Annotated in this window: 31 protein-coding genes and 2 pseudogenes; 23 read left to right on the top strand and 10 right to left on the bottom strand. The window is 62.4% G+C overall.

What is annotated here, in order from left to right; translation table 11 throughout:
- The first annotated feature begins 21 nt into the window (after window positions 1–21).
- The 8 genes from GWK36_RS14810 to GWK36_RS04230 all read left to right on the top strand — a co-directional run bounded on the left by GWK36_RS14810 (window position 22) and on the right by GWK36_RS04230 (window position 4,710).
- On the top strand, window positions 22–675 hold the full coding sequence (locus GWK36_RS14810; protein ID WP_210756856.1) for a hypothetical protein: 654 nt from the start codon (window positions 22–24) through the stop codon (window positions 673–675).
- Window positions 627–1,799: a hypothetical protein gene (locus tag GWK36_RS14805; protein WP_210756855.1), complete on the top strand. Its 1,173-nt coding sequence runs from the start codon at window positions 627–629 to the stop codon at window positions 1,797–1,799. Before GWK36_RS14810 ends, GWK36_RS14805 begins: the two co-directional genes overlap by 49 nt.
- 125 nt (window positions 1,800–1,924) lie before the next feature.
- The gene (locus GWK36_RS04250) at window positions 1,925–2,128 is read left to right on the top strand and encodes a helix-turn-helix transcriptional regulator (RefSeq protein ID WP_166270099.1); all 204 of its coding nucleotides are present in this window, start codon (window positions 1,925–1,927) and stop codon (window positions 2,126–2,128) included.
- A 67-nt stretch (window positions 2,129–2,195) separates the two neighbouring features.
- Window positions 2,196–2,342, top strand: coding sequence for a hypothetical protein (locus GWK36_RS14800; RefSeq protein WP_210756854.1), 147 nt, complete (start codon window positions 2,196–2,198; stop codon window positions 2,340–2,342).
- Window positions 2,343–2,387: 45 nt separating this feature from the next.
- Window positions 2,388–2,699 carry a hypothetical protein gene (locus tag GWK36_RS04245; protein ID WP_246237672.1) on the top strand — a complete coding sequence of 104 codons (312 nt, stop codon included), beginning with the start codon at window positions 2,388–2,390 and terminating at the stop codon, window positions 2,697–2,699.
- A 5-nt stretch (window positions 2,700–2,704) separates the two neighbouring features.
- The gene (locus GWK36_RS04240; protein ID WP_210756853.1) at window positions 2,705–3,556 is read left to right on the top strand and encodes a DUF3987 domain-containing protein; all 852 of its coding nucleotides are present in this window, start codon (window positions 2,705–2,707) and stop codon (window positions 3,554–3,556) included.
- A gap of 28 nt (window positions 3,557–3,584) precedes the next feature.
- The gene (locus tag GWK36_RS04235; protein ID WP_166270098.1) at window positions 3,585–4,037 is read left to right on the top strand and encodes a hypothetical protein; all 453 of its coding nucleotides are present in this window, start codon (window positions 3,585–3,587) and stop codon (window positions 4,035–4,037) included.
- Window positions 3,988–4,710, top strand: coding sequence for a hypothetical protein (locus GWK36_RS04230; RefSeq protein ID WP_166270097.1), 723 nt, complete (start codon window positions 3,988–3,990; stop codon window positions 4,708–4,710). Before GWK36_RS04235 ends, GWK36_RS04230 begins: the two co-directional genes overlap by 50 nt.
- A 406-nt stretch (window positions 4,711–5,116) precedes the next feature.
- Here the strand turns inward: GWK36_RS04230 and GWK36_RS04225 are convergent, their stop codons facing one another.
- Entirely contained in the window at window positions 5,117–5,371 is a 255-nt protein-coding gene (locus GWK36_RS04225) for a hypothetical protein (protein ID WP_210756852.1), read from the bottom strand.
- 100 nt (window positions 5,372–5,471) lie between these two features.
- On the opposite strand from GWK36_RS04225, the gene GWK36_RS04220 reads away from it, so the two are divergent.
- From GWK36_RS04220 to GWK36_RS04215, 3 genes and pseudogenes are all read left to right on the top strand, one after another.
- Complete coding sequence (locus GWK36_RS04220; protein WP_166270096.1) at window positions 5,472–6,104, top strand: IS607 family transposase; 633 nt, start codon at window positions 5,472–5,474, stop codon at window positions 6,102–6,104.
- A pseudogene (locus GWK36_RS15805) lies at window positions 6,101–6,169 on the top strand (hypothetical protein); the annotation flags it as partial. The gene GWK36_RS04220 and the pseudogene GWK36_RS15805, both read left to right, overlap by 4 nt.
- Window positions 6,170–6,243: 74 nt before the next feature.
- Window positions 6,244–7,233 carry an RNA-guided endonuclease InsQ/TnpB family protein gene (locus GWK36_RS04215; RefSeq protein WP_246237670.1) on the top strand — a complete coding sequence of 330 codons (990 nt, stop codon included), beginning with the start codon at window positions 6,244–6,246 and terminating at the stop codon, window positions 7,231–7,233.
- On the opposite strand, the gene GWK36_RS15290 is transcribed toward GWK36_RS04215, so the two are convergent.
- On the bottom strand, window positions 7,234–7,659 hold the full coding sequence (locus GWK36_RS15290) for a hypothetical protein (RefSeq protein WP_246237668.1): 426 nt from the start codon (window positions 7,657–7,659) through the stop codon (window positions 7,234–7,236).
- Complete coding sequence (locus tag GWK36_RS04210) at window positions 7,583–8,881, bottom strand: DEAD/DEAH box helicase (protein ID WP_246237666.1); 1,299 nt, start codon at window positions 8,879–8,881, stop codon at window positions 7,583–7,585. Before GWK36_RS04210 ends, GWK36_RS15290 begins: the two co-directional genes overlap by 77 nt.
- Before the next feature lie 338 nt (window positions 8,882–9,219).
- On the opposite strand from GWK36_RS04210, the gene asd reads away from it, so the two are divergent.
- The 6 genes from asd to GWK36_RS04185 all read left to right on the top strand — a co-directional run bounded on the left by asd (window position 9,220) and on the right by GWK36_RS04185 (window position 13,326).
- A complete protein-coding gene (gene asd, locus GWK36_RS04205) occupies window positions 9,220–10,113 on the top strand; it encodes an archaetidylserine decarboxylase (RefSeq protein WP_166270095.1) in 894 nt (297 codons plus the stop codon).
- Complete coding sequence (locus tag GWK36_RS15800) at window positions 10,110–10,409, top strand: YkgJ family cysteine cluster protein (protein ID WP_343033137.1); 300 nt, start codon at window positions 10,110–10,112, stop codon at window positions 10,407–10,409. The genes asd and GWK36_RS15800 overlap by 4 nt, the downstream gene beginning before the upstream one ends.
- A gap of 77 nt (window positions 10,410–10,486) precedes the next feature.
- Window positions 10,487–11,014: a Tll0287-like domain-containing protein gene (locus GWK36_RS04200; RefSeq protein ID WP_246237786.1), complete on the top strand. Its 528-nt coding sequence runs from the start codon at window positions 10,487–10,489 to the stop codon at window positions 11,012–11,014.
- 58 nt (window positions 11,015–11,072) lie between these two features.
- Window positions 11,073–11,642, top strand: coding sequence for a hypothetical protein (locus GWK36_RS04195; protein WP_166270093.1), 570 nt, complete (start codon window positions 11,073–11,075; stop codon window positions 11,640–11,642).
- Entirely contained in the window at window positions 11,639–12,838 is a 1,200-nt protein-coding gene (locus GWK36_RS04190) for a protoporphyrinogen/coproporphyrinogen oxidase (RefSeq protein WP_166270092.1), read from the top strand. The genes GWK36_RS04195 and GWK36_RS04190 overlap by 4 nt, the downstream gene beginning before the upstream one ends.
- A gap of 11 nt (window positions 12,839–12,849) precedes the next feature.
- On the top strand, window positions 12,850–13,326 hold the full coding sequence (locus tag GWK36_RS04185; RefSeq protein WP_166270091.1) for a CreA family protein: 477 nt from the start codon (window positions 12,850–12,852) through the stop codon (window positions 13,324–13,326).
- Here the strand turns inward: GWK36_RS04185 and bluB are convergent.
- Together bluB and GWK36_RS04175 are read right to left on the bottom strand one after the other, a co-directional pair.
- Window positions 13,320–13,997, bottom strand: a complete 678-nt coding sequence (bluB, locus tag GWK36_RS04180; RefSeq protein WP_166270090.1) for a 5,6-dimethylbenzimidazole synthase — start codon at window positions 13,995–13,997, stop codon at window positions 13,320–13,322. The two genes, GWK36_RS04185 and bluB, sit on opposite strands and share 7 nt — an antisense overlap.
- A gap of 284 nt (window positions 13,998–14,281) precedes the next feature.
- Window positions 14,282–15,436 (bottom strand): RNA-guided endonuclease InsQ/TnpB family protein, encoded by a 1,155-nt coding sequence (locus tag GWK36_RS04175; RefSeq protein ID WP_166270089.1) that lies wholly within the window; start codon window positions 15,434–15,436, stop codon window positions 14,282–14,284.
- Here GWK36_RS04175 and tnpA point away from each other — a divergent pair.
- Entirely contained in the window at window positions 15,422–15,799 is a 378-nt protein-coding gene (gene tnpA / locus GWK36_RS04170) for an IS200/IS605 family transposase (RefSeq protein ID WP_246237602.1), read from the top strand. The two genes, GWK36_RS04175 and tnpA, sit on opposite strands and share 15 nt — an antisense overlap.
- Before the next feature lie 166 nt (window positions 15,800–15,965).
- On the opposite strand, the gene GWK36_RS04165 is transcribed toward tnpA, so the two are convergent.
- Window positions 15,966–16,784, bottom strand: a complete 819-nt coding sequence (locus GWK36_RS04165) for an IS630 family transposase (protein WP_166270088.1) — start codon at window positions 16,782–16,784, stop codon at window positions 15,966–15,968.
- Window positions 16,785–16,946: 162 nt separating this feature from the next.
- On the opposite strand from GWK36_RS04165, the pseudogene GWK36_RS04160 reads away from it, so the two are divergent.
- The 5 genes and pseudogenes from GWK36_RS04160 to GWK36_RS15785 all read left to right on the top strand — a co-directional run bounded on the left by GWK36_RS04160 (window position 16,947) and on the right by GWK36_RS15785 (window position 20,168).
- Window positions 16,947–18,633, top strand: a pseudogene (locus GWK36_RS04160) (sodium:solute symporter family protein).
- The gene (locus GWK36_RS04155; RefSeq protein WP_166268953.1) at window positions 18,630–18,803 is read left to right on the top strand and encodes a symporter small accessory protein; all 174 of its coding nucleotides are present in this window, start codon (window positions 18,630–18,632) and stop codon (window positions 18,801–18,803) included. The pseudogene GWK36_RS04160 and the gene GWK36_RS04155 overlap by 4 nt, the downstream one beginning before the upstream one ends.
- On the top strand, window positions 18,793–19,479 hold the full coding sequence (locus tag GWK36_RS15795) for a hypothetical protein (protein WP_343033136.1): 687 nt from the start codon (window positions 18,793–18,795) through the stop codon (window positions 19,477–19,479). The genes GWK36_RS04155 and GWK36_RS15795 overlap by 11 nt, the downstream gene beginning before the upstream one ends.
- The gene (locus tag GWK36_RS15790) at window positions 19,460–19,609 is read left to right on the top strand and encodes a hypothetical protein (RefSeq protein WP_343033135.1); all 150 of its coding nucleotides are present in this window, start codon (window positions 19,460–19,462) and stop codon (window positions 19,607–19,609) included. Before GWK36_RS15795 ends, GWK36_RS15790 begins: the two co-directional genes overlap by 20 nt.
- Window positions 19,610–19,859: 250 nt before the next feature.
- Complete coding sequence (locus GWK36_RS15785; RefSeq protein WP_343033134.1) at window positions 19,860–20,168, top strand: hypothetical protein; 309 nt, start codon at window positions 19,860–19,862, stop codon at window positions 20,166–20,168.
- Between the two features lie 67 nt (window positions 20,169–20,235).
- On the opposite strand, the gene GWK36_RS04145 is transcribed toward GWK36_RS15785, so the two are convergent.
- From GWK36_RS04145 to GWK36_RS04130, 4 genes are read right to left on the bottom strand one after another with little or no spacing between them, the layout of a single operon-like run.
- On the bottom strand, window positions 20,236–21,963 hold the full coding sequence (locus tag GWK36_RS04145) for a nickel-dependent hydrogenase large subunit (protein ID WP_166270087.1): 1,728 nt from the start codon (window positions 21,961–21,963) through the stop codon (window positions 20,236–20,238).
- A gap of 9 nt (window positions 21,964–21,972) precedes the next feature.
- Window positions 21,973–23,277 (bottom strand): (Fe-S)-binding protein, encoded by a 1,305-nt coding sequence (locus GWK36_RS04140; protein ID WP_166270086.1) that lies wholly within the window; start codon window positions 23,275–23,277, stop codon window positions 21,973–21,975.
- Window positions 23,274–23,936, bottom strand: a complete 663-nt coding sequence (locus tag GWK36_RS04135; protein ID WP_166270085.1) for a respiratory nitrate reductase subunit gamma — start codon at window positions 23,934–23,936, stop codon at window positions 23,274–23,276. Before GWK36_RS04135 ends, GWK36_RS04140 begins: the two co-directional genes overlap by 4 nt.
- Window positions 23,933–25,033: a hydrogenase small subunit gene (locus GWK36_RS04130; protein ID WP_166270084.1), complete on the bottom strand. Its 1,101-nt coding sequence runs from the start codon at window positions 25,031–25,033 to the stop codon at window positions 23,933–23,935. Before GWK36_RS04130 ends, GWK36_RS04135 begins: the two co-directional genes overlap by 4 nt.
- Window positions 25,034–25,057 lie beyond the last annotated feature (24 nt).

Genomic DNA, 25,057 nt, shown 5'->3' with positions numbered 1-25,057 from the left:
TTTTCGGCAAGGAGGGACAGCATGGCCCGGTACTACTCGACGCGGGACTTCTTCCGGCAGATGCCGAATGCGCTGCTCGCGCGCTACTTTCAGGCGCAGGGGCTGTTCGGCGACCTGGATTTCGCCGCGATGAAGGAAACGCAGCCGGACGAGTTGTTCAATGCGTGGCTCGCCCTGCCCGATGCGCAGCGCAACGAGATGGACGCGGAGTTCCGCGAGATTTTCGATCTCGCCTGCGAGAAGGGCTTCCGCGCGATCCTCGACGAGGCGGAATGGCGCCTGCACGACCCGGCGGCGCGCACGGCCTTCGTCGAAAAGCTCGCGGTGCTCTCGAACTACTACGAGCGGGCGATGCTCACCTTCCTCGACCACAAGCCGTACTGGAAGGGCGCGAGCCTGTTCTATCACGCCGATTCCCTGCCCTACTGGCGCAAGCGCAAGAACCTCCCGCACGTCCCGGCGGCGCTGGATGACTCTAGCCTGCGCGAGCTGGCCGGCCTCATCCGCAATTACTTCCACCACACCGAGGGCCGGGGCAAAAACTGCGTGGTGGAGCCGTTCCGGCCAGCGAGCTGGATTACTTCTTCGCCTACCCCGAGGACTATTCGCAGCAGGCCATCGAATGGGTGGACGATCAATTCGGCCGCCGCCCGCACAACCCGGCCTTCGAGGTGATCTACGTCTATTCGCAGAAGGAAGGCACGCTCGACCTCAACTTCCGCGGCGCGCACAAGGCCATCGAGCCGCCGCAAGAGATGTTCGCGCAGGCCATCCTGAAGCTGCCCGAGCTGCCGCCCGATCCGAAGGACGGGCGCGTGTACGACCTCAATCCGCTGCGTCAGAAAGACTTCGGCTTCGTGTTCGATGCGGGCAGCGGCATTCAGGGCGGCGTGGTGAAGAAGCTGCGCCTGTCGTCGAAGGTGAAGAAGGGCGACCGCATCACGCTGGAAGCGGATGCGACGCACAACCCCGATGCGGTGTACGAGCTGCTCGCGCAGGTCGGCAAGTCGCTGCCGCTCGCCCTCTACAACGTCACGCAGGTGGCACTGGCGGCGACGGTCGGAATCGACGCCGGCAAGCCGCCCAAGGCGGTGACGATCCGCATCACGCATCACGCATCCCAATTCCTGCTCGCTCAAGTACGACGAGATGGACCTCAAGCTCCGCGACATGCTGCATGCCTCCGGCATCGAGCCCAAGGCGCCGGCCGATGCGGCCGAACCCGCAAACGAAGCAGCGGAGCCTGCCCAGGCATGACGCCTGCGGACGTGCTCGCCGAGCTGCTCGCGCGAGTGGACGCGAGCAAGGGGCAAGCCGTGTTCATCGGCGCGCAGGAACTGAGCGAATGGCCCGCCGCGGCGGTCGCGGCGCTGAAAAAGCAGAAGCTGCTCGTACCGGCGCGGCCGGCCGCCAGCGTGGTGTGTCCGGGCTGCGAGCGGCAATGCGTGATGCCGGTGCAAGTGATCCCCGCGCAAGCCAGCGCAGCACGCGCGTTCGTGGTCTGCGACAAACGAGACGACATCAACCGCGTGAACGTACCCATCGCCCACCTAGAGCAATGGAAGGTGAACCGCGATGCGTCGCCCGCGTCCATGGCGCAGGCGCTGGGGTGCCCGATCCCGCCCGAGCTGGCCGAGCGCCTGCCACGGCAATCTGATCGGAACGCAGCGATCAAGGCGAAATACGCTGAACTCAGGCGGCTTGGCCGGCGAAACTTCGTGAAAGAGATTCAGCGAACGGTCCCCGGCGCGAACTCGCTCTCCGACAGGAGGATTCGGGACATCGTGAAAGGCCGCTGACAGGCCCGGTTCGGACCGCCGTATGCGGAAGAATCCGGAAGTTTCCGCATACCGATAGCTGCCAAACCGGTTTCGCGTCATAACAATTCGTAGCCATGTTCAACGTCGCCCCAGGAGGCGCAAGCATGGCTACCGCGATTCTCAGACTTCCCACCGTCAAGGCCAGCACGGGCCTTTCCCGTAGCACGATCTACCTGCGCGTCTCCGAAGGCACGTTCCCCAAGCCGGTGAGCCTGGGCGGGCGCGCTGTTGGCTGGATCGAGGAAGAAATCCAGCACTGGCTGGAGCGGCGCATCGAGCTGGCAATCGGCTCCGCCGGCGGCGAATGACCATCCGTATCTGGTCAGCAAACGGGTCAAGGCGCATGGTCTTCGGCTGCACGAAGGGGCACTCGTTGTGCCGATGCGCGACGGCGCGGAACTGCACAGCCTTCAGTTCATCGACGCCAAAGGCGAGAAGAGATTCCTCTCCGGCGGGCGCGTGAGCGGTTGCTACTTTTCCATCGGCCAGCCGGACGGCACGCTGTGCATTGCAGAGGGCTAGGCTACCGGCGCGAGCATTCACGAGGCGACCGGACTCGCCGTCGCCGTGGCCTTCAATGCCGGCAACCTGCTGCCGGTAGCACGGGCGCTGCGGGCGAAGTTTCCCGGTCTGTACCTGATCGTCTGCGCCGACGACGACGCCATGACGGACGGCAATCCGGGGCTGACCAAGGCGCATGAAGCGTCGCAGGCAGTGGGCGGGCTGCTCGCCGTGCCGGACTTCGGCGCGCAGCGGCCCGGAGGCGCGACCGACTTCAACGACCTTCACCGGCACGCCGGCCCTGCGGCGGTGGCGCGCACCGATCGAGCGCGAGCCCCGATGGCTGGCCGCAACCGAAGCCCATCATCGCGGAACTGAAGCCCGTGCCCGCGTTCGACGCCGGAACACTTCTGCCGGCGGCGCTGCGACGGTGGGTGATGGACGAGGCCGAACGCATGCCCTGCCCGCCCGAGTTCATCGCGGCCGCGGCCCTGGTCGCGCTCGGCTCGATCATCGGCGCACGCTGCGCCATCAAACCGAAGGCGCGCGATTCGTGGCTGATCGTGCCCAACCTGTGGGGCGGCATCGTGGGCGATCCGTCGGCGAAGAAATCGCCGGCCTGGGGGGCCGCGCTGAAGCCGCTCGACAGGCTGATCGCCAAGGCGCTGGAGGAGCACCGCGCCGCGCTCGCCGACTACGAAACCGCGAAGGTCGTGTTCGACGCTGGAGCGCGGCGCGCTGGAAGACGGCTTCACGCTGCGCGACGTGCGCCGCAATCAATGGCGCAACCTGACCGCCGACGAGGCGATCCAGGCCGCGCTCGACTGGCTGGAGGACGAGGACTGGCTGCGGGGCGAAGCGAGCGGCGGCACCGGGCCGGGAAGCGGCAGGCGCACCGTGCGCTACCGGATCAACCCCGCCGTGAAAGCCAGGCGCAAGGAGGTCGGCGCATGAACTGGCTGGAACGCGCGCGCCGCGAAATCGGCGGAACGTCCCCCGGCACTACTGCCAATAGTGCCGATGGAAATCCAATAGCAGTAATGGCGGTGTTGTATGACGCCGCCCCGGCCAAACACGACGCTTCCAACGGCAGTAACGGCAGTGCCCCGCCCTGGCAATGGCTCGATTCCGAAGCCCTGCGCGAAGCCTTCGAGGAGCGCGCCGCAATCATGGAGTTCGACGGCGGCATGAGCCGCGAGGACGCCGAGCGCGCCGCGTGGGCGCTCGTCCTGTAGGCGCGAAGGCTGCATTGAGGATCACGGTATGGCACGCAACAAGCAGAACTACATCAAGGGCACCTTCACGCACCGGCGCACAGAGGCCGACTACATGGCCGCGCTACTCGATGCCGTACCGCTGGAGGACTGGCGCGCCGTGATAACGGCAACCGTGGCAGCGGCGAAAGCCGGCGACGCTGGAGCGCGTGCGTGGCTCGCACAGTATCTGGTTGGAAAGCCGGGAACGACTGCGCCGACCCCGCTCACCGTGGTGGTGCAGCAGTTGTCGGGGCGCGACCCGCTCGCGGAGAAGCTGGCGCAGCCGCATATCGACCGTGTGGAGTATCCCTTGCTGCATGCCGATGACGACATCAAGGACGCACTGAAGGCCCAGGTAGCGGCGGAATTGCAGGCGCTGGAAGCGCAGAAATCTACAGCGCCGGAGACGAATGAATACGCCGATAAATCAACGCAATCGGTTGATTCGACGCCCTCGTGAGCGTGTCAATTCGCCAAATGATTACGGGAAAATCGAATGGGCGGACCGGGTAGCGGAAACCGCTGGCGCTACGGCGCCAAGTCGGCGCTACGGCGCCAAGTCCTGCACGGACGACTACCGCACCCGCGACGTGCGGCGCTGGGCGCGCGAGGGAATGCTGAGGCCCGGCTATTGGGGCGGCTGGCAATGGACGCGCGACGACGAGGTGGTCGCCTCGATCCGCATGCGCGCCGAAGCGGACCGCGTGATCCTCATGTACCGGCATCGCAGCGGCGGGGAGGACTGGAAGGACGAGGAGTATCCGGTGCGCATCGTGCGAACACCGTGCAATCTCGGCGGCACGAGACCCTGGTTCATCTGCCCCGCGCTCGGCTGCGGCCGGCGCATGGCGATCCTCTATGGCGGCGGCATCTTCGCCTGCCGGCATTGCTATCAGCTCGCCTACGCCAGCGCGCGCGAGAACGCCGGCGACCGCGCTACGCGACGCGCAGACCGCATCCGGGCGCGCCTGGGATGGGAGCCGGGCATCCTCAACGGCCACGGCGACAAGCCGAAATGGATGCGCTGGCGGACGTTCTATCGCCTGATCGAGGAGCACGACCGGCTGGTGAACCGCTCCATGTATGCCGTCGCACTGAAGTTCGGTTTTCTCGATCGTGTACTATCGGAGTGAGCAGAAGGACGCGGGGGCAACATTGGGTGCAACAACTCCAACAAGATCAAGCCCATTCCAATGGACTCAAGCGGTTGCGACTTCAGTGTAGTTGACGCCGCCCTACCCAAAATCCCAACCCTCATCGGTTGGGATTTTTTGCCCGTTCCCCCAGTGTTGGCGCGGCTTTCGGGCCTGGCCTCGCGAGCGCCACCCCTGCGAAGTAGGCGCTTTCGGCCCCGCCGACGCCTCTCTGTTCTCCGTTTTCTCTGGTGGCCACGCGAGCGTTCTCGAGGCCATTTCCTTTGCTGGCGCGGGTTTAGAGGCTGTCGGTTGTGGTTGGCAACTCCTGTAGCGGTGGCGACCGAGTGCCAAGCGGCCATAAAAAACCGCCTGCAGGCGGTTGCTGGCGCTGGGTGCGACGCGCTCACCCGGGTGGCGCGAGCACGCGCATCTTGTCGCTCCAGGCGTTGGGGCAGGAGCGGCGCATCACCTTCTCCAGCACAGCATCGGGCGAGCCAACCAGCCGTTCCACGACCTCCGGGGCCAGGAGCGTCAGCTGCATGACCCGGCGCACCTGTGTCACGTCCATGCCTTCGGCCTCGGCGATCTCGGCTACTGATGCCGCCCACTGCTCATCCAGAAGGCGTTGCCAGTGGTGCGCCAGTCCGAGCGCCCGCATCAACGCGGTGTCCTGTGCGGTCGACCGGGCTTCCTGCTCCCGGGCTCTAACTGTTTGTTAACAAATTGCGCATAGTTGCTCATTGATACACAATATAGGCATGTCTCGCAAGCTCGTACCGATCCGCGAAGCTGCTAAAGCGCTTGGTGTCTCGCCGCAAACCCTGCGTCGATGGGAGCGCGAAGGGCGTCTTGTGCCAGACGAGCGAACGGCAGGCGGCCGCAGGCGCTACGACCTTGCTCGGCTCAAGCCAGAGATGTATCGGTCACAGGCTGAAACCGCACGCAAGACAATTGCCTATGCCCGGGTCGCAAGTTGCGATCAGAAGGACAGCTTGGAGCGGCAAAAACAGGTGTTGGAACTGTATTGCGCCTGCCAGGGCTGGACGTTCGAGGTCATTGCTGACGTAGGCTCTGGCATGAACTACCACAAGAATGGTCTCAAGCGCTTGCTCAATGAGATCATCGACGGGCGCGCCGGACGCTTGGTCATCACGCACAAAGACCGGCTGCTGCGCTTCGGCGCTGAGCTGGTGTTTGCGATCTGCGAGGCGAAACAGGTCGAAGTGGTCATCCTCAACCAAGGCGAGGACACGACCTTCGAGGAAGACTTAGCAAAGGACGTGCTCGAAATCATTACCGTATTCAGTGCCCGGCTGTATGGCTCGCGATCACGCAAGAACCAGAAACTGCTCGATAGCGTAAAACGCGCAGCAGAGGAAGCGCAGGCATGATTACCGCCCACAAAATCGCGCTTAACCCGAACAACAAACAGGCTACTTACTTTGCCAAGGCTGCAGGCGTTGCGCGTTTTTCCTACAACTGGGCGCTGGCTGAGTGGAAGCGGCAGTACAGCGCGAGCAATTTCCGTGGATGCTGGAAGTCACCAAATGCGCGCCACAGATGGCGATCATCCAGTTGGGAAGGGCGTTCCAGAATTTCTTTGAGGGTCGTGCTTGCTATCCGCAGTTCCGCAAGAAAGGCGTGCACGACCGATTCACCCTCACCAACGAGCAGTTCAGCATCGACGGCTGCCGCATTCGCATCCCCTGCCTAGGCTGGGTGCGCATGCGTGAGCCGTTGCGCTTTGCTGGTAAGATCATGTCAACTACTGTCTCCCGTGTGGCTGACCGCTGGTTTGTCAGCATCACCGTTGATATTCCGCCTAGTCTGCATCTGCCGCAAGCCGAAAACCAAGGCGTGGCGGGAGTGGACTTAGGTGTGTCGGCGCTGGCCACGCTCTCAACGGGAGAAAAGGTTGCAGGCCCCAAGCCGCACAAGGCGTTGCTATCCAGAGTGCAGCGGCTCTCGCGCAGCCTCTCACGTAAGCGCAAAGGATCGCGCAACCGCGCCAAAGCGAAAACCAAGCTGGCGCGGCTGCACGCACGCATCGCCAACATCCGGCGCGATGCCCTGCATAAGCTCACGTCCGGTCTCACACGGCGGTTTCACACAATCGCCATCGAGGATTTGAATGTGCGTGGCATGGCAAAGAACCGGCATCTAGCCCGCTCCATTGCCGACATGGGTTTCTTTGAGTTTCGCCGGCAACTGCAGTACAAGGCGGCGATGCGAGACGGCGTGGTAGTCGTGGCGGACCGCTGGTTGCCGTCCAGTAAAACGTGCTTAGCGTGCAGTCATGTGCTGGATGCGCTGCCGCTTTCTGTACGCGAGTGGACGTGTCCGGCCTGCGGCACGCATCACGACCGCGACATCAATGCAGCGATCAACTTGAAGAACATGGCGGTGAGTTCCACCGTGTCAGCCTGTGGAAAGGAAGGCTCTGGCGCACCAAGCTTGTGCTTGGTGCGTGAAACCGCCTCAATGAAGCAGGAAGTCAGCTTTAATCATGTTTGCGCATGATTAAGTAAGTCTGACGGAACGGTCGTTGCGGAATAGCTCCTGCACCTTGCGGCGCTCTTCGCGCTTGATGCCGCCGTGGATCACCACCACGGCGTCGGGCTGGCCGAGCAGGCCGCGAATCTTGGTAGCCAGGTAGTTGAGCGTGTCGCGGTGCTCGGTGAAGAGGATCAGCTTGCGCTGCTGACCCGCCGCATCGTGCATCTCGGGCGTGTCCTGCAGCAGGCGGGAGAGCTCGTCCCACTTGCGATCCTGCCCGGAATGCACCACCTGGCGGGCCTGTTCCTCCAAGGCTTCGAGGATGAAGATCTCGGCTTCTAGCTCCTGAATGGTCTGGGCCGCCGTGGCCTGGTCAACGACGGCTTCCTCGAAGTTCTCGTAGTCTTCGGGCGACAGCGGGCGACAGGGCGTCGGCAGCTTCCCACACATCGTCGGGCAGGCCGTTGTTGCCGTTCAGCGTCTCCGCCAGTGACTGGCCGCGCTGTCGCAGCTTCTCCTCCTCGACGCGGCGCTTGAGCTTGTTGCGATGCCGTTTGAGCGACTGGTAGATGGCCTCGGGGCTGGAAGCCAAGCGGCGCTGAAGGCTGGCCAGCGCAAAGCCGACGTTCCCCTTGCGGGCGTTGTCGGCAAGTTGATCGGCCTTGTTGAATTGCTCCTTGACGTACTCGGTGACCGCCTGATAGAGCGCAGCCTTCGGGTCGGAGAGCTTGTAGTTGACGGTGTAGGCCCGACGCTCGGGGAACAGCGGGGTACCGTCGAACTTGAGCAATTCCTCCTTGACCATGCGGTGCATGAGGTCGGACACGTCCACCTTGTGCGCGCCGTCGCGAAACTTTCCGTAGAAGCGGTCGGCATCCAGCAGCGACATGAACAGCTGGAAGTCTTCTTCCTTCCCGTTGTGCGGCGTGGCCGTCATCAACAGGAAGTGCCGCGTAATCGAGCCCAGCAGCTCGCCAAGCTGGAAGCGCTTGGTTTTGTTGACCTTGTTGCCGAAGTAGCTGGCCGAGAGCTTGTGCGCTTCGTCCACGACCACCAGGTCCCAGCGCGACAGGCGTAACTTCTCCTGGAGGTCTTCCGCGCGGGCCAGTTGATCGACGCAGGCAACCAGCAAGTCGTGGTCGTCGAAGGGGTTGCCGCTCTTAGACTGCTCGACCTGCTCGCGCGAAAACAGCGAGAACGACAAGCCGAACTTCTCGAACATTTCGTCCTGCCATTGTTCCACCAGGCTGCCTGGGGCGACGATGAGCACGCGCCTGGCATCGGCGCGCATCAGCAACTCCCGGATGAAGAGACCGGCCATGATGGTCTTGCCGGCGCCGGGGTCGTCGGCCAGCACGAAACGCAACGGCTGGCGCGGCAGCATGGACTCGTAGACCGCGGTGATCTGGTGTGGCAGCGGCTCCACGTTCGAGGTGTGCACCGCCATCATCGGATCGAACAGGTAGGCCAGGTTGATGCGGCAGGCCTCGGCGGCGAGCTTGAACTCGTCGCCGGGCGCATCGAAAGCCCAGGGGCGGCCAGACTCGGCCAACGACAGCTTGGCCTCATCGGTGCGAAACAGCATCCGCTCGCGCAAACCACCGTCGGCGATTTTGTAGTAAACGGTAAGCGCATCAGGATCGACCGGCTCAGTGGTGACGATGCGCACCACCTGCCCGGGCTCTAGGCCTGAGATGGCCGCGTTCTTCTGGATCTATTCGACCTTTAGCACGCTTATTCTCCCTTTCAGAGTTCTCCCCTTCAGGCGATCTGTATCCTCTGCGAGTCAAGTCGCCTGCATGTCCAGCTACCTTCGTTCCCGCCAGGTTTGGTTCTGAAGGCTGCGAGCCCGCCTGCGGCAGCAGCGCCTTCAGCTTGCCTAGGCCATGGCAGCCTAAACTGTTAGGTCTCCATAAAGCGCCATCGCAGACCCGCATGCTTCATGACACAATTGGCATATTCGGGGTTTACTGGATAGATTTGCAAGCCAACTTGAGACTGGATGAACCCATGTCGCCGACCCTCGCCGACCGATTATTCGTCGCACTGCAATCTGTCATCCCGCAACACTGGTTTTCGGCGCGCATCTATCGGCTGGCGCGTCTGACCTGGCCGCCCCTGAAGGACCTGATGATCCGGGCCTTCATCCGGCACTATCGCGTCGATCTGAGCGAGGCCCTGGAGCCTGACCCGCGCGCCTATACCCATTTCAACGCCTTCTTCACCCGCGCTCTTAAGGCCGATGCCCGCCCGCTCGATCCCGATCCCCAGGCGATCTTGTGCCCGGTCGATGGAGTGATCAGCCAGATCGGGACGATCGAGGAAGGGTGCCTGCTCCAGGCCAAGGGGCGTACCTATCGGGTCGAGGAGCTACTTGCACTTGCCCCGGGTGAGCCGCATCCCTTCTTAGGCGGACGCTTTGTAACCCTCTATCTCTCGCCACGCGATTATCATCGTATCCACATGCCGCTTGCGGGGCGTCTCGAACAGATGGTCTATGCCCCCGGGCGGTTGTTCAGCGTCAATAGGGCGACGGCGGCCCTGGTCCCCAATCTCTTCGCGCGCAATGAACGCCTGATCTGTCGCTTTGTGACCGAGGCTGGTCCCATGGCGGTGATCCTGGTGGGAGCCCTGATCGTCGGGGGTCTTGAGACCGTCTGGGCCGGCGAGATTACCCCGCCCCACCGTGGTCCAGAACCCGAGCGTTGGGACTATCCGTCCGAGGCCCAGAGCATCCAGCTTGCGCGCGGCCAGGAGCTTGGGCGTTTTCATCTCGGCTCGACAGTGATCCTGCTCCTGCCGGCTCAGTCCGCTGACTTGGACTCGGGGTGGCTGGCCGGCAGCCAGGTGCGGGTCGGGCAGCGACTCGGCCTGTGGCGCCCTGCGGGGGCAATAAGCCGATGAGCGCTGCTTCCCCAGAGTGTCGCCCCGGTTGTGCGGCCTGCTGTATCGCCCCGTCGATCGCCAGCCCTATCCCTGGCATGCCGCAGGGTAAACCAGCGGGTGTGGCCTGCGTCCAGTTGAACGCCTATCTCAGATGCCGTCTATTCGGTCGGCCCGAGCGCCCAGGGATCTGTACCGCCTTTCGACCTAGCCAGGAGATGTGCGGCACGGAACCCGCGTACGCCTTAAACTATCTTAGTAAGTTGGAGCTGCTGACCGATCCTGCTGTCTCTTGGACCAATCAAAACCATGTTTGACTGGGGAGGACTTGAATGCCATGCCATCCATCCGTCCGTTCCTGATCACCGCTGCCCTATCCCTTTCAGCCAGCCAGATGCCGGCCTTGGCCTCAGCCGATGACCCGCTGATCGAAGAGGCCAAGGCGCTGATCAAGGAGTTTGCGGGTCAGCTTCAGTCCGAGCTCAAATCAGCGATCCAGGCCAATGGTCCGGTCCAGGCGATCGCGGTCTGTAAGGAACGTGCCCCAGCTATTGCGGCTGAGCTCTCTGAATCCAGCGGTTGGGAGATTGGACGTACGAGCCTGAAGGTGCGCAATGCCGCACTCAACAGTCCAGATGACTGGGAAATCCAGGTTTTACAGTCGTTTGAAGAGCGGAAAGCAGCAGGTGAGCCCGTCGAACAGCTCAGCTTTGCCGAGATCATCCAAGGCGAGGATGGGGGGGTGTTTCGCTTGATGAAGGCGATCCCCACCCAGGACCTCTGCCTGGCCTGCCACGGCGACCATGTGAGCGAGCCGGTGCTCAAGGCGCTCGCTGAGTATTATCCCCAGGATCAGGCGCGCGGGTTTAAAGCCGGGGATATCCGCGGTGCCTTTAGCCTCGCCAAACCCCTAGCCGAGTGATCCCAGCGAGCAGGTCATCGGCACGATATCCCAGCGAACGCCCGGCGAGGGTGCAAAGATGTCCGAACCACGTTTCGATATCCTATTCGACGGCGCCCTGTTACCAGAGGCCGACCCGATGCAGGTACGCACCCGTCTGGGCGCGGCCTTCAAGCTCGATGCCGCAGGGGTGGAACGGCTCTTTTGCGGCAAGGCTGTAATCGTCAAACGCGACGCCGATGCCGCTACCGCCGAGCGCTATCGACAGGTCTTTGCTGAGGCAGGCGCTGTAGTCAGGCTCAGGGCGCTTGGCGGCGAGGCCAGCCCCCAACCCCCCGCGGCAGACACTGCTGAGGCGGCGCGGATGCAACCTGGGCAAGCGAATCCCTCCGCTACCCCCCCGCGCCCCGAGGTGCCGGATTTTTCAACCAGCGCCGACTTCGATCAGCTCGAGGAGCCGCCGCCGGTCAAGGCGCCAGCACTTGATCTCAGCCATCTCAGTCTGGTCTCCGGCACGGATTGGGATCTGAGCGATTGCACCCCACCGCCGCCAACCACCCCGGTCCCAGATACCAGCCACCTGAGACTTGCTGACTCTGAACCCTCTCCTCCAGAGGATGATCCCACCAGCGATACCCTTAAACCATGAGCCAAGCATTCGATCATATTGTCATCGGCGCCGGCATCAGCGGTCTGGGCGCCGCCCACCTTTCGGCCCGCAAGGGATTCAAGACCCTGGTGCTCGAGGCCAGCGAACGGATCGGCGGCTGTATCCACAGCCTGAGTTTCGCTGCGCTCGGCGGCTTTTGGGTCGAGGCAGGGGGGCACACCTGCTTCAACAGCTACGGCAATCTGCTTTCGATCCTCGATGACCTAGGGCTCACCCAGGAAGTCAAACCCAAACCGAGCTTGAGCTACAAGCTTTGGAGGGACGGCCAGCGCTGCTCGATCCTCTCTGCCCTGCATCCGCTGGAGGCGCTCGGGTCCTTGCCGCGGATCTTTAAGGAGCCCAAGGCAGGGCGTAATGTGCGCGATTATTACAGCGCGATCCTTGGGTCGCGCAATTATCAGGACCTGCTACGCCATGCCTTTCAGGCGGTCATCTGCCAGCCGGCGGATGATTATCCCGCCGAGGTCTTGTTTCGGCGCAAGCCGCGGCGCAAGGATGTAGTCAAGGCGTTCACCTTTGACCGCGGGATCTCGACCATCCCCGAGGCCATCGCTGCGCAAAATGGACTCGAGGTGCGTACCGGTCAGCGGATCGAGCGGATCGAGCGGCACGCTGCAGGCTTTCAAGTCGAGCTTGCGGACGGACAAATACTCGATGCCGCCTATCTGACCCTGGCCGTCCCGCCCGATGCCGCTGCCCAGTTGCTGCCTCGCGGTTTTGAAGCGCTGCGCGATCTCGTCGCACGCATCCCGATGTCTGAACTTGAGACCCTGGTCCTGGTCTTTCGCCGCGAAGACCTCAAAGCTCTCAAGCCCTTCGCCGGACTGATCGGGGTGGAGGCACCCTTCTATTCGGCGGTCTCGCGCGATTTTCTGCCGGATGGGGGCTATCGCGGCCTGGCCTTCCATTTCCGGCCCGTGGCCTTGACACTCGAGGAACAGCTACAGGTTGCCTGTGCCGCCCTAGGGGTTGGGCCTGAGCAGGTCATCGCTAAGCAAAGGGTCCACAACCGCCTGCCTGCGCTGCGCGCCGGACATCTCGGCCTGGTTGAACAGATCGACCGAGCGCTCGCTGGAGAGCGCCTGGGGATGACCGGCAACTGGTTCATCGGGATCTCGATGGAGGATGCCTTGACACGCAGCCGGTTAGAGCATCGGCGTCTATTTGGGGGCTGAAGGCGATGTGCATGCGGCAAACCTTGATACTCGCGCTGCTTGCCCTGCCGCTTGGCCATGTCTGGGCAGAGCAGATCGGCAGCGTCTCGACCAAATTCAAATGGGTAGGACCCAACGACAAGATCGTGGTCGAGGTCTTTCAGGACGAGGATCTCCCCGGTGTGGTCTGTTATCTGAGCCGTGCCAAGACCGGAGGGGTTTCGGGTGCAGTCGGGGTCGCCGAGGATACATCCGATGCCTCGATCGACTGTACCCAGACCGGCCCGATCGCCCTGCCCGAAGACATCCGCTCGGGCAAGCGCAATGGCGAGGAGGTCTTCAAGAAACGCACCTCCCTTCTGTTCAAGACCTTGCAGGTGGTGCGTTTTTATGACGCCCCGCGTAATGCCTTGGTTTATCTCACCTACAGCGACCGGCTGATCGAGGGTTCACCCAAGAACAGCGTCTCCGCCGTGGTCATCCGGCCCTGGGCTACTCCGGCTCAATAGCTCGTCGGTGTACCGCCCGCCTCGGGCGGCCAGGCATTCTCGAATAGAACCTCGGCAAGCGGCAGCCGTCTGCCCCAGCCTGCGTCCTCGAACATCGGGCGGGGATAGAAGTCCGGCACATAGCCGAGACAGAGGATCGCGAGCGGGCGCGCGCCAGCGGGCATCTGCAAGAGCTCGGCCAGGGCGTCTGGATCGAAGAACGAGACCCACCCCAGCCCCACCCCCTCAGCCCGCGCCAACAGCCACATGTTCTGGATGGCGCAGCCGACCGAGGCGACGTCCATCTCCGGCAGGGTGCGCCGCCCGATCAGGTGTCGCTCGCGCCCAGGCATCAGGGCGACGACCAGAAGCTCGGCGCATTCGCCAATCCCTTCGATCTTGACCTCCAGAAACTCAGCATTCCGGCTGGGCAGAGCGCGGGCGGTCGCCTGACGCTCGGCCTCGACCAGGTCATGGATGCGCTGACGCAGATTGGGGTCTGTGATCCGGATAAAACGCCATGGCTGCATATAACCGACCGAGGGGCCGAGATGCGCCGCCTCGAGCAAACGCGCAAGCAAACCTTCAGGCAAGGGGTCGGACAGAAAATGGCGCATGTCGCGCCGCTCGCGGATGACGCGCTCGATGGCGGCGATCTCTGGGTCAGGATAGCGGTGATTTATCAGGCTCATGCAATTTTTTTCGCTTAATCGACGAACCAAAAAACTTGGGTACACGCCCTCTCTACAGGATCGCCCTATAGCCGACCCTGATCGAGGTCTGAGAAACCCTCTCGCTCGGACAATGGCTGCTCCCCCTCTATACTCGCCCGCTTGACATCCTCCCCGGCCTGAAGGTCGAGGATTCCTACGGCGCTCAGGAGTGGTATTGAAGCGCTCCTGAACCGCTTCGGTGGGTTCCTGCTTCCGGCCGCCAGCGCGGCTCGATCCACAGGCCATCCGGGCTGACATGCTCATCACACATCCCGACAGAAGCGTCTGCCGTGTCCCGCCCTTAGCACATTGATCGCGCCGACCACATCGGCGTTTTCCTCAAAACCGCATTCCACGCACTCGAACCGATCTTGCGTCTGGCGGTTGTCCGCCGACACATGGCCGCAGCACGGGCAGGTGCGGCTTGTGTTTTGCGGCGGCACGGCAATGAGCCAGCCACCCCGCCATGCCAGCTTGTAGTCCAGTTGCCGGCGAAACTCAAACCAGCCCTGGTCGAGAATGGACTTGTTTAGGCCAGACTTGCCCCGAACGTTTCTGCCCGGCTGTGCGATTGTCCCAGCCGCCGACTTGGTCATGTTCCCTACCTGCAAGTCCTCGATACACACCATCGCGTGGTTTTTGCTGATCGCGGTCGAGGTCTTATGTAGGAAGTCGCGGCGGGCATTACGGATGCGGGAATGAATGCGCTGGACTCTGGCTTTCGCCTTCTTCCAGTTGTTGCTGAATTTCACCTTGCGGGAGAGCGCCTGTTGCGCCTTGCGCAAGCGCGTCTCATGCCGCTTGAAACTATTGAGCGGGGCGTAGACCGTCCCGTCGCTCAAGGTGGCGAAGCGGACAATGCCCATGTCGATGCCAACTGCGCCACCCTGCGGGATGGGCCGCTCTACCTCGCGCTCGGTCTGGATACTCACGAACCACTTGCCGCCGGACTGGCTCACGGTGACGTTCTTCACCACGCCAAGCACCTCACGGCTGTTGCGATACCTCAGCCAGCCAAGTTTCGGCAGGAAGATACGGCTGTTGGCCTGGTCGAGTTTGATTTTTTCCGAATCGGAGTAACGGAAACTGTCGGATTGCCCTTTCTTCTTGAAGCGCGGCGCGTCCGCGCGCTTGGCGAAAAAGTTGGCGTAGGCCTGGTCCAGATCCTTGAGAGACTGCCGCAAGGGATGAACCGGGACATCAGCCAGCCACGCCGTCTCCGTGCTGTTGCGCCACTCGGTAAGTAGCTTGCTCAGTCCAAAATAGCCAAGCTTCTTTTCGCCGGTCGCGTACCGCTCCTGTTGCAACGCCAGCGCCCGGTTGTAGACGAAGCGGCACGACCCCGCGAAGCGGCGCAGGTCGCGCGCCTGATCGCCGTTGGGCTTCAACTCAAATTTGAAGGCTTGAAGCCGTTGCATAGCTCAATCAGTCTCTTGGTCGATGACCATCGCCGCAATGTGTTCAACGGCGATGCCATCGCACAACTGCGAACGATCTTCACCAACGTCTGCACGGATTTTGAAGCACAACTGATCAAGATGGACGGCGAGGACGATCATGTCCACCTGTTGGTAGAGTACCCGCCCAAGGTTGCCGTCTCCAGCCTCGTGAACAGCCTCAAAGGCGCATCCAGCCGCCTGCTGCGCAAGGAACAACCCGACATCCAGAAACACTACTGGAAGGGCGTGCTGTGGTCGCCGTCCTACTTCGCCTCAAGTTGTGGCGGCGCACCAATTTCCATCGTGCGCCAATACATCGAACAGCAGCAGACGCCAACCTAAGCGGAAAACGCGACGACAGCGGGCGCTATCCATCCCCGCCCTCAACGACGGGGCTTGCCGTGCACCGGGTCATAAATCCGGTTATCGTTTTTTCTCCGCGTCTCATATCCCTTTGGGTCAGGCGCGGCACACGTGGCGTTATTAATCCGAAGCCAATGAACTTGTATTACGCGGCATCATGGAGCTTGGGATGCTGGAAGTAGCGCATGATGCGTTGGGGGGAATTGAGAAGGCGGCGCAGGTGGCTGACGGTCGCCTTCTTCAGATCGCCCTTGGCGCGGGAGGGCGCCTGCGCGGTGATGGTGGCCTTGAGCATCTCGTTGGGGTTCAGTGCCGGGCTATAGGGGAGGGAGGAGGCCTCGATTTGATTGGCGCATGCAGCCAGCCAGGCCTTGACTGGCTTGGTGTGATGCACGCGCAGGTTGTCGAGGATGAGGAAGATCTTCTTGCCCCTGGCGTCCTTGACGAGCCGCTTCATGAAGTCGATCAGGATGTCGGCGTTCATCGCCCCCGCGAACGCCTTCCGACGCACCTTGCCGCGGTTGGTCAGCGTCGAGATCACCGACAGGCCTTCGCGACGGTGCGTGACGCGAATCTCGGACGTCTTGATCGCCGGCGCATAAGAGCGCCCGCGCACCTCGTCCGAGCGCAGCCCCGTTTCATCGCCCCAGTGGATTTCGGCGCCCTCGGCCTTGGCGCGCCGGGCAATGTCCGGGTAGGTCTCCTCAAGCCACGTCTTGCCCGCCGGCGGGCTTTGCTCATAGGCGCGCCGAATCGGTTTCTGGGGCGTCAATCCCCAGCGCGCCATGTACTTGCCCTCCCCCTGCGGCCTGAGCTCGATGCCAAAACAGCCGAGGATCAACTGCCGCACCGCCTGCCGGCTCCACAGCGCAAACGGCAGCTTCAGCTCATCCGGTGTCCCGTCGCACATGAGCTTGCGTATCTGGGCGTCCTGCTCCGCCAACAGCGCCCGCTTCTCACCCACCTTGCGCCCACCCCCCTTGTCCTTGGGCCCCTTCGCGCGCCGCAAACGACAGCAATCTCATGTCTCGTCTTTCCATGCCCACGACATCTGGACAGCTCACTCAATTTCAAAAGCATGTGTTTCTTATCAATTAAGACCACCTCGATCAACAGGGGGAACAGTATGCCCGATCATTCAACGGTCGGCTGGATCGATATTGTCGTCATCCTCGCCTACCTCTTTGTCACGGCCTATCTCGGCTGGCTCGGCTACCACGGTACGCGCTCAGCGGCCGATTTTTTGGTCGGCGGGCGCTCGGCGCATTCGATCATCATGGCGGTCTCCTACGGGGCCACCTTCATCTCGACCGCGGCCATCGTCGGTTTCGGCGGGGTCGCAGGTCTCTTCAGGATGAGCCTGTTATGGCTCACGGTATTGAACATCGGGGTCGGTATCCTGATCGCCTTCATCCTGCTCGGCGAGCCGACCCGCCGCCTTGGGCACCATCTCGGGGCACATACCTTTCCCGAGCTCTTGGTGTTGCGCTATCAGAGCCCCGCGATCCAGATCTTTGCCGGCAGCCTGATCTTTCTTCATGCCGCTCTATGCCGCCGCGGTTATGACGGGGGGCAGCGTCTTTGCTGCAACCCAGTTCGGCCTGGACTTCGAGGTCGCACTCTTGATCTTTGCCTTGATCACCGCGGCCTATGTGATCCCCGGCAGGATCAAGGCGGTGATGTATACGGATACCTTCCAGGGCTTCATCATGGTCCTCGCCATGATCTTTCTCTTGGTCTTCACCTACAGCAGTCTGGGGAGATCAGCGAAGCCCATCGTGACCTTTCCGAGATGAAGGACACGGTGCCGGCACCGCTCGCCCAGATCGGGCACCAGGGCTGGACAGCGATGCCCGCCTTTGGTTGGGGTGCACCTAGCTATGACCTCTGGTGGACGGTGATCACGGCTATCATCCTCCGCCTGGTTTGCCCAGCACGGCCCGATCTATCACGGCAATCCGGTGCAGACCTTGGATGCCGACAAGGGCCATGTCTTGGTCGAGCTGATGCAAAAGGATGCGGCAGAGGCCTGGACCCCGATCATCAACCCCAAGACCCAAAAGCCGGCGACCGCTGCCTTGGTGGTCGACGGCGAGATACAGGCCCAGGACCCTGCGGTCAATGCCCTCGAGCTGGTCAGCGACCGCTCATCGAGCGTGACCGCGGTCAAGGGCGATGCCGATAAGATCATCCCGACCTTCATCTCGACCGTCCTCTCCCATTGGTTTGGCGCGATCTTTTTCCTGGCGCTGCTCGCAGTGGCCATGAGCACCATGTCCAGCCAGTTCCACACCATCGGCACCGCCGCAGGGCGCGACCTCTATGAACAGATCGCCGGGCGCGGTGTCCACCGCGAGCCCAATATCTTGGTCATGCGCCTGGCGGTGGTGGTCGGGCTGTTCATTGCCGTGACCATCAGCTATAGCATCCGCCAGGACTATATCATCGCCCGCTTTACCGCCATCTTTTTCGGCCTGTGTGCGGCGACCTTCCTGCCGGCCTATATCTGCGGACTCTTTTCGCGCCGGGTCACCAAGGCGGGCGCACTGGCCTCGATGGCAGTGGGCTTTGTGGTCTCGCTCTTTTGGCTGCTCTTGCTGAAGTCCAAGGAGGCCGGCGCCATCGGGCTGGTGCAGATTCTGACGGGCGACAAGATCAGCATCTTTGCCGACTATCCCAATTGGCCCTCGGTCGATCCGATCATAGTGGCACTGCCGGCCTCAGCCTTGACCCTGCTCTTGGTCAGCGCCTTCACCCGCCCGCCATCTGCCGAACATCTCAACCGCTGTTTTCCCGAACGGAGGGCCGCATGATCCTCGGTCTCGATGACCCCTTCGTGGCGATGGCCTATCTCTCTATCCTCGCCTTGGCCGCGTTTAGCATCATCTATGGGACCCTGCGGCGTCATGCCGCCCCCGATGAGATCACCGAAGAAGATCACCAATGGGCGCTTGAAGAACAACAGGTGGACGATGAACGCTAAATACAACAAGATCCTAGCAACTGGCCTGAGTGCGGCACTCGCCTGTTCTGGCGCATTCGCCGACCAGACCTTAGGACCTTTCAAATGGGGCGCTGACCTGCGCCTGCGGCAGAAATGGATCGACAATGTAGTGCTCAATGCCGACAGCCCCACCGCTGACCGCACCCTCCAGCGCTACCGCGCGCGGCTGTTGGGCAGCTATGCGCCGACGGAGCAGATCGAGGCCAGCGCCCGCCTGATGCGGGAAGGCCGACATTATCAGGACCCGCCGCGTTCGGCTTGGCCCCTGCCCGGATTCGAGGACTGGTATAGCGGCGGGCTCCTGTTCGATCAGCTCGCGGTCAATCTCAAACAGGTCGCCGGGGTGCCGCTCGCGCTCAAACTCGGGTGCCAGGACATCATGCTCGGGCACGGCTGGCTGGTCTTGGATGGCACACCCCTGGATGGATCGCGCACGATCTATTTCGATGCGGCGCGCGCGACATATAGACTCGATACCTTCAAGAGCACCCTGGACCTCATCTATATCGATCAGAGCGCCGATACCGGGCGCTTCCCGCAGTCACTCAACGGCGAGGTTGAGGACCAGACCGAACAAAACGAGACCAGCGTGATCCTCTATGGACGCAACCAGTCGCTGTTGCCCGGCGACCTGGATGCCTATCTCATCATATAAGCACGACCGTCCGCAGTTGACACCGCGCAACATCCGCATCAACAACAGTGCGCCCTTCACCTCGCCGAGCGATTCAGGCGATATCTATGCCCTGGGGCTGAGCGCCGATGTCAAGCTCAACCCTAATTAGTCCTGGCGCACCGAGGGGGCCTATGAATAGGGGACGCGCAACGAACGAGATTTCAGCGCCTTTGGGTTGAACGGGCGTCTGGCCTATAGCCTCAACGACCCGCTCAAGAATCAGATCCATCTGGATCTTGAATATCTCTCGGGCGATGATCCGGGCAGCGCCGATGACCAGGCATTCGATCCCCTATGGGGTCGCTGGCCGCAATGGAGCGAGCTCATGATCTATCAATGGCCGCTGGAGTCACGGCTCGGTGAAGGCGACCAACCTCAAGCGTCTCAATCTCGGCTGGAGCGCCCAGGTCCATCCCAAAGCGCAGGTCTTGCTCGATTATCATGCGCTCTGGGCCGACCAACACAGCACCCGCACCCCTGCCCAGATGGCCAATCTCGGCAATGGCGATTTCCGCGGGCATCTGTTCACCGCCTGGCTCAAGGCCAAGTTCAATCCCAACCTCTCGGGGCACCTGGTCGCCGAATATCTGATCCCGGGCGATTATTACGCCGTCAACCGCCAGAACGACGGCCTATTCGTCCGCGCTGAGCTCAATCTGAGCTGGTGAAATGGCGGGCGAGGGACCGCCCGCATTAAGACCTCTCGCAGGACGCAGTCGTTGGCATGCGCCTCCATCAGAAGACACGCACCTCCAGCACTTCACCCGACCGGGGCTCAATCAAGTGCACGGCGCAGGCGATACAAGGGTCAAAGCTATGGATAGTGCGCAGGATCTCGACTGGCTGCTTGGGGTCGATGAGCTGGTGGTTATCCTGAAGTGCCGACTCATAGGCCCCAGGCTGCTCATTGGCGTCGCGCGGCCCGGCATTCCAGGTCGAGGGGACCACAGCCTGATAATTGGCGATCTTGCCGTCTTCGATGACGATCCAATGGGCAAGGGCACCGCGCGGGGCCTCCATGAGGCCCGCGCCGCGCGCGGTCTTGGGCCAGGTCGCCGGATCCCAGCGTTCGCCGTTCCAGGTGCGGGTGTCGCCCAAGCGGATGTTGTCGATGAGCGCCCGATACCAGACCAGCATGGCGTCGGCCAAGAGCTTGGTCTCTAGGGTGCGGGCCGCGGTACGCCCTAGGGTCGAATAGAGAGCGTTGATGGGTAGATCGAGGTCAGTGAGCGTCTTTTTGACCAGCTCCTGGGTTTGCTCATGACCCTTGGCATAGAGCATCAGCACCCGCGCCAAGGGCCCGACCTCCACCGCCTGCCCCTTCCAGCGCGGGGCCTTGAGCCATGAATAGCCCTTGCTCACATCGAGCTGACTAAAGGGCGGCTTGGGGCCGCCGCGCCCTCGGTAATTAAGCCGGGTCTCGCCCAGGTATGGATGCAGGCCCTGCTCATTACCGGCACTATAGTCATACCAGGCATGGGCCACGAACTCCTGGATCTCATCCGGCGCCCCGACGTCCACCGGATGGACCACCGACAGGTCGCGGTTGAGGATCACACCGCGCGGAAAGAAGAAGGTCTCGGGGTCCATGGCAGCGCCTGCTGGGAGGTCTCCATAGCACAAGAAGTTACCTAGACCCTCACCGCGGCTTGCCCAATCCTTGTAGAAACTAGCGATCGCCAGTGTGTCGGGGAGATAGACCTGCTCGACAAAGGTCTGCATCTGCTCGATCAGGCCCTTGACCTCGGCAAGGCGCTTGGCGTTGATGGCCGAGTCAGACTCCGGATCGATCGGTGAGGGGACGCCGCCGACTAGGAAATTGGGGTGTGGATTCTTGCCGCCGAAGATGGCATGCAGACGTGCGACCTCGCGCTGCCAGGCGAGCGCCTCGAGATAATGGGCGACCGCCACGAGATTGGCCTCGGGCGGTAGCCGATAGGCCGGATGTCCCCAGTAGCCGTTGGCAAAGATGCCAAGCTGACCGGATTCGACGAATGTCTTCAGCCGGTTTTGGATATCAGCAAAATAGCCAGGGGAGGACTTGGGCCAGGAGCTTAAGGATTGGGCGAGCTCGGCGGTGGCTTTGGGGTCGGCCTTCAAGGCGTTCACCACATCTACCCAGTCGAGGGCATGCAGGTGATAAAAGTGCATCACATGATCGTGGATATACTGGGCCCCGATCATGAGGTTGCGGATCAACTGGGCATTGAGCGGAAGCGCGATCCCCAAGGCATCCTCGACCGCGCGCACCGAGGCGATCCCATGGACCAGGGTGCAGACCCCACAGATTCGCTGAACGAAGGCCCAGGCATCGCGCGGATCACGTCCTTTAAGAATGATCTCGATGCCGCGCACCATGGTCCCTGAGCTATAGGCCTGGGCGATGCGGTCTCCTGCAAGCTCGACCTCGATGCGCAGATGGCCCTCGATGCGGGTGATCGGATCGACGACGATACGGCTCATGCGGACTCCTTAATCGACCAGGTGTTCGGCGATGAGCTCAGTGAGGCCCACGACCGGGATGTTCAGGTTATAGGTCTCGATGCCCTCCTCGAGCTGGGTGCGGCAGGTGGCGCACATGGTGACCATGCGCGCCGGTGCAACCTCCTCGATCTGGGCCTTTTTGCGTTTGAATGCCTTCAGCCTCAGCTCCTCGGCGCGCTCGTTCGAGCTTACCCCACCGCCTGCCCCGCAGCACCATTGATAGCGCCCGTGCTCCTTAAGATCGACGAACTGCTCGGTGACGAGATCGACCAGACGGCGTTGCTGTTGGATCACACCGCTCTTGCGCGCAAGGTTACAAGGATCGTGCAGCGACAGCCGATCCGTCTCCTTGCCTTCGAGCCTGAGGCGACCGGTCGCACGCAGCTCGTCTAGGACCTCGATGATATGAAAGACCTTGAACGGATAGGGCCGACCGATCAGATTGGGGCCCTCCCAGCGGATGGCGGTATAGGCATGGCCGCACTCTGGACTGATGACCTTGGAGACCTTCAGCTTCTCGGCTGCAGCCACCACCCGCTCGACCAGGGCGCGGGCGATGTCTGAGCTTCCGATCTGCACCCCGGCGTTGGTCGCCTCGAAGCACTGGGTCGAGAGGGTCCAGGAGATGCCGGCATGGGCAAAGATACGGGTGATCGCCTCGAGATATTCAGGGAAGTTGATCACCTCCATCGAGGAGAGCAGGACCATGTATTCGACCCCCTCCTGATCGATGGGGACCTTGAGGCCGCTGCTCGCCTCGACATGCCGGACCTGGACCTCGAGCGTCTTCCATTGCAACCCCATGGGGCTGCCGGTACGGATGGCGCGGCTTGCGGCGGCGATCAGGCCATCGGGTGCATGGCCCGCCTGGACCATGCCCTCGCGCGTCTTACGGATCATATAGGCGATGTCATTGCCGACTGGACAGACCAGCGAGCAACGCCCGCACATGGTGCAGGAGTCATAGAGCAACTCCTCCCATTTGGCGAGCAGCTCATCGGTCACCAGCTGGGTGAGACCGAGCCAGGACTTGACCCGCCCCCAGAGGGTGAACTCGCTCTCCCAGATCTGGCGCAGGGGTTCGAGCTTGTGTATCGGGGTGTATTTGGGATTCCCGGTCTCGAGATAAAACGGACAGGCCTGGGCGCATAGCCCGCAATGGACACAGCTTGCAAAAAAGGCGGCGATCGGAGCGTCCATCTCGGCGCGCAAGGCAGCCAACCCCCGCGCCAAGGAGAGGCCCTGGGAGGTCTCTTGGACCGCGGTGCGATCATCGAGTATAAGCTCGTTCATGCCTCAACCCCCTTGCGTCCAAAATGGGTGCCCGTATACCAGCGGGCGATGAATGCCGTAAAGAGATGGCTGAGCCGGGTAAAGGGGATCAGGATCAAAAAGATCTCGGCGCTTAAGATGTGCATGCCGAGCGCCAATGGATAGGGCGAGATCAGGCGGTGGTAAGAGAGATAGCCGGTCAGGGCCACCATGAAGACCACCGCCCAGACAAGATAGTCCTCGGCGGTGCTGAGATAGCGCTTGACCGGATGGGTCAGCCGATGCACCAGCGCGGCGATCAACCCGAGGATGGTGATGGCGGTCAGAAAATCGACCACAGGTGTCGGAAGCGCCGGCCAGGCAAAGCCCAATATCCCGCGGATGAGCTCAACATGGGGCACGAAAAAGAGAAGGACCAGGATAAAACCGATATGCCAGATCCAGCCGACCAGGACGTCGAACGGGGCGCGCTGGAAGGTCCCAGGGTCCGGCAGGGTGCGGCTCAATACGGTCCTTGCGCCGCCGATCCATTCGGGCGCACGCGGGTCGGCATAATTCTTGGCGCGCCCGAGGATCAGGATCTCAATCAGACGCACGCCCACACCCAGGGCAAAGACGCCTAAGGCCAGATTCAACATCGGCCCCTTGGTCCAGAGCAGGAACTCCATCGCACCGTTCATTGCTTGGCCTCCAGTTCTTCGATGCTGACCGGTTGTAGGGTGCGTTCAGCCTCGCGCGCGCGTCGGCGCGCCAGCGCCCCGGCGACCGCGCCTGCGGCGACCCCCGCAGCACCCGCCCCGACCAGGGTCGTTGGCCCAAGGGTCAGGGGCACAGAGACAGCGCGATAAAAACCGCCGGCGTCCCAGAACCTGGGCTCAGAGCAGCCCAGACAGGGGTGTCCGGACTCCACTGGCCAACTGGTACCGTCGTTCCATTTCATGACGGCGCAGGCGTTATAGGTGGTCGGGCCCTTGCAGCCGAGCCGATACAGACACCAGCCCTTCCTCGCCCCTTCGTCGTCGAACCCCTCGGCAAACAGTCCCTTGTCATAGAAAGGCCGACGGTAGCAACGGTCATGGATCGATTGACCGTAAAAGGCGAGCGGGCGCAGATAGGCGTCCAACTCAGGCAGCCGCCTAAAGGCGAGATAATGGGCGACGACCCCAGCGATCGCCAGCGGCATCGGCGGGCAACCCGGGACATTAACCAGCGGCTTGTCTCGCACCAGGTCCATGATCGGGCGCGCGCCGGTCGGATTGGGGTCGGCCTCGGGAAGCCCACCGAAGGCGGCGCAGGTACCGACCGCGATCACCGCTGCGGCATGCCCGACCGTCTCCCGCAGGATCTCATGGTTGCTCTGTCCGGCGATGGTCGAATAGCCGGCCTCTGCATCCGGCCCAGGGAGCGAACCATCGACGATCACTAGATATTGCCCCTTGTGCTCCTCGATCGCCTGGAGGCGCGCCGCCTCTGCTGCCTCGCCCGATGCCGCCTGCAAGGTGTGGTGATACTCAAGCGAGATCAGGTTGAGGATCAGGTCCTCGAGGGTCGGGGCATGGCTGCGGGTCAGGGATTCTGTACAACCGGTGCACTCTTGAAACGATAGCCAGATGACCGAGGGGCGGGACGCTTTGGCCAGCGACTCGGCAAATGCAGGGACGAGCCTCGGCGGTAGGGCCAAAAGCGAGGCGGCAGCGGTACAAAACCGCAAAAAACCGCGGCGCGAGACCTGATGTCGGCTCAAAAGCTCGCCTAGGGTCGGCTGGGATCGGCGCATGGTCTCTCCTCAATAGGATTTAGG

The sequence above is a fragment of the Caldichromatium japonicum genome (assembly GCF_011290485.1).
GTDB lineage: Bacteria > Pseudomonadota > Gammaproteobacteria > Chromatiales > Chromatiaceae > Thermochromatium > Thermochromatium japonicum.
Note: the sequence above shows the minus strand (reverse complement) of the source record. Positions and strands in the feature narration are given on the sequence as shown.

Coding starts and splice junctions, on each gene's coding strand:
- GWK36_RS14810 (WP_210756856.1), top strand. CDS start 22: ATGGCCCGGTACTACTCGACGCGGGACTTCTTCCGGCAGATGCCGAAT.
- GWK36_RS04250 (WP_166270099.1), top strand. CDS start 1,925: ATGGCTACCGCGATTCTCAGACTTCCCACCGTCAAGGCCAGCACGGGC.
- GWK36_RS04235 (WP_166270098.1), top strand. CDS start 3,585: ATGGCACGCAACAAGCAGAACTACATCAAGGGCACCTTCACGCACCGG.
- GWK36_RS04230 (WP_166270097.1), top strand. CDS start 3,988: ATGAATACGCCGATAAATCAACGCAATCGGTTGATTCGACGCCCTCGT.
- GWK36_RS04225 (WP_210756852.1), bottom strand. CDS start 5,371: ATGCGGGCGCTCGGACTGGCGCACCACTGGCAACGCCTTCTGGATGAG.
- GWK36_RS04220 (WP_166270096.1), top strand. CDS start 5,472: ATGTCTCGCAAGCTCGTACCGATCCGCGAAGCTGCTAAAGCGCTTGGT.
- GWK36_RS04215 (WP_246237670.1), top strand. CDS start 6,244: ATGCTGGAAGTCACCAAATGCGCGCCACAGATGGCGATCATCCAGTTG.
- GWK36_RS15290 (WP_246237668.1), bottom strand. CDS start 7,659: ATGTGTGGGAAGCTGCCGACGCCCTGTCGCCCGCTGTCGCCCGAAGAC.
- asd (WP_166270095.1), top strand. CDS start 9,220: ATGTCGCCGACCCTCGCCGACCGATTATTCGTCGCACTGCAATCTGTC.
- GWK36_RS15800 (WP_343033137.1), top strand. CDS start 10,110: ATGAGCGCTGCTTCCCCAGAGTGTCGCCCCGGTTGTGCGGCCTGCTGT.
- GWK36_RS04200 (WP_246237786.1), top strand. CDS start 10,487: ATGCCGGCCTTGGCCTCAGCCGATGACCCGCTGATCGAAGAGGCCAAG.
- GWK36_RS04195 (WP_166270093.1), top strand. CDS start 11,073: ATGTCCGAACCACGTTTCGATATCCTATTCGACGGCGCCCTGTTACCA.
- GWK36_RS04190 (WP_166270092.1), top strand. CDS start 11,639: ATGAGCCAAGCATTCGATCATATTGTCATCGGCGCCGGCATCAGCGGT.
- GWK36_RS04185 (WP_166270091.1), top strand. CDS start 12,850: ATGCGGCAAACCTTGATACTCGCGCTGCTTGCCCTGCCGCTTGGCCAT.
- bluB (WP_166270090.1), bottom strand. CDS start 13,997: ATGAGCCTGATAAATCACCGCTATCCTGACCCAGAGATCGCCGCCATC.
- GWK36_RS04175 (WP_166270089.1), bottom strand. CDS start 15,436: ATGCAACGGCTTCAAGCCTTCAAATTTGAGTTGAAGCCCAACGGCGAT.
- GWK36_RS04155 (WP_166268953.1), top strand. CDS start 18,630: ATGATCCTCGGTCTCGATGACCCCTTCGTGGCGATGGCCTATCTCTCT.
- GWK36_RS15795 (WP_343033136.1), top strand. CDS start 18,793: ATGAACGCTAAATACAACAAGATCCTAGCAACTGGCCTGAGTGCGGCA.
- GWK36_RS15790 (WP_343033135.1), top strand. CDS start 19,460: ATGCCTATCTCATCATATAAGCACGACCGTCCGCAGTTGACACCGCGC.
- GWK36_RS04145 (WP_166270087.1), bottom strand. CDS start 21,963: ATGAGCCGTATCGTCGTCGATCCGATCACCCGCATCGAGGGCCATCTG.
- GWK36_RS04140 (WP_166270086.1), bottom strand. CDS start 23,277: ATGAACGAGCTTATACTCGATGATCGCACCGCGGTCCAAGAGACCTCC.
- GWK36_RS04135 (WP_166270085.1), bottom strand. CDS start 23,936: ATGAACGGTGCGATGGAGTTCCTGCTCTGGACCAAGGGGCCGATGTTG.
- GWK36_RS04130 (WP_166270084.1), bottom strand. CDS start 25,033: ATGCGCCGATCCCAGCCGACCCTAGGCGAGCTTTTGAGCCGACATCAG.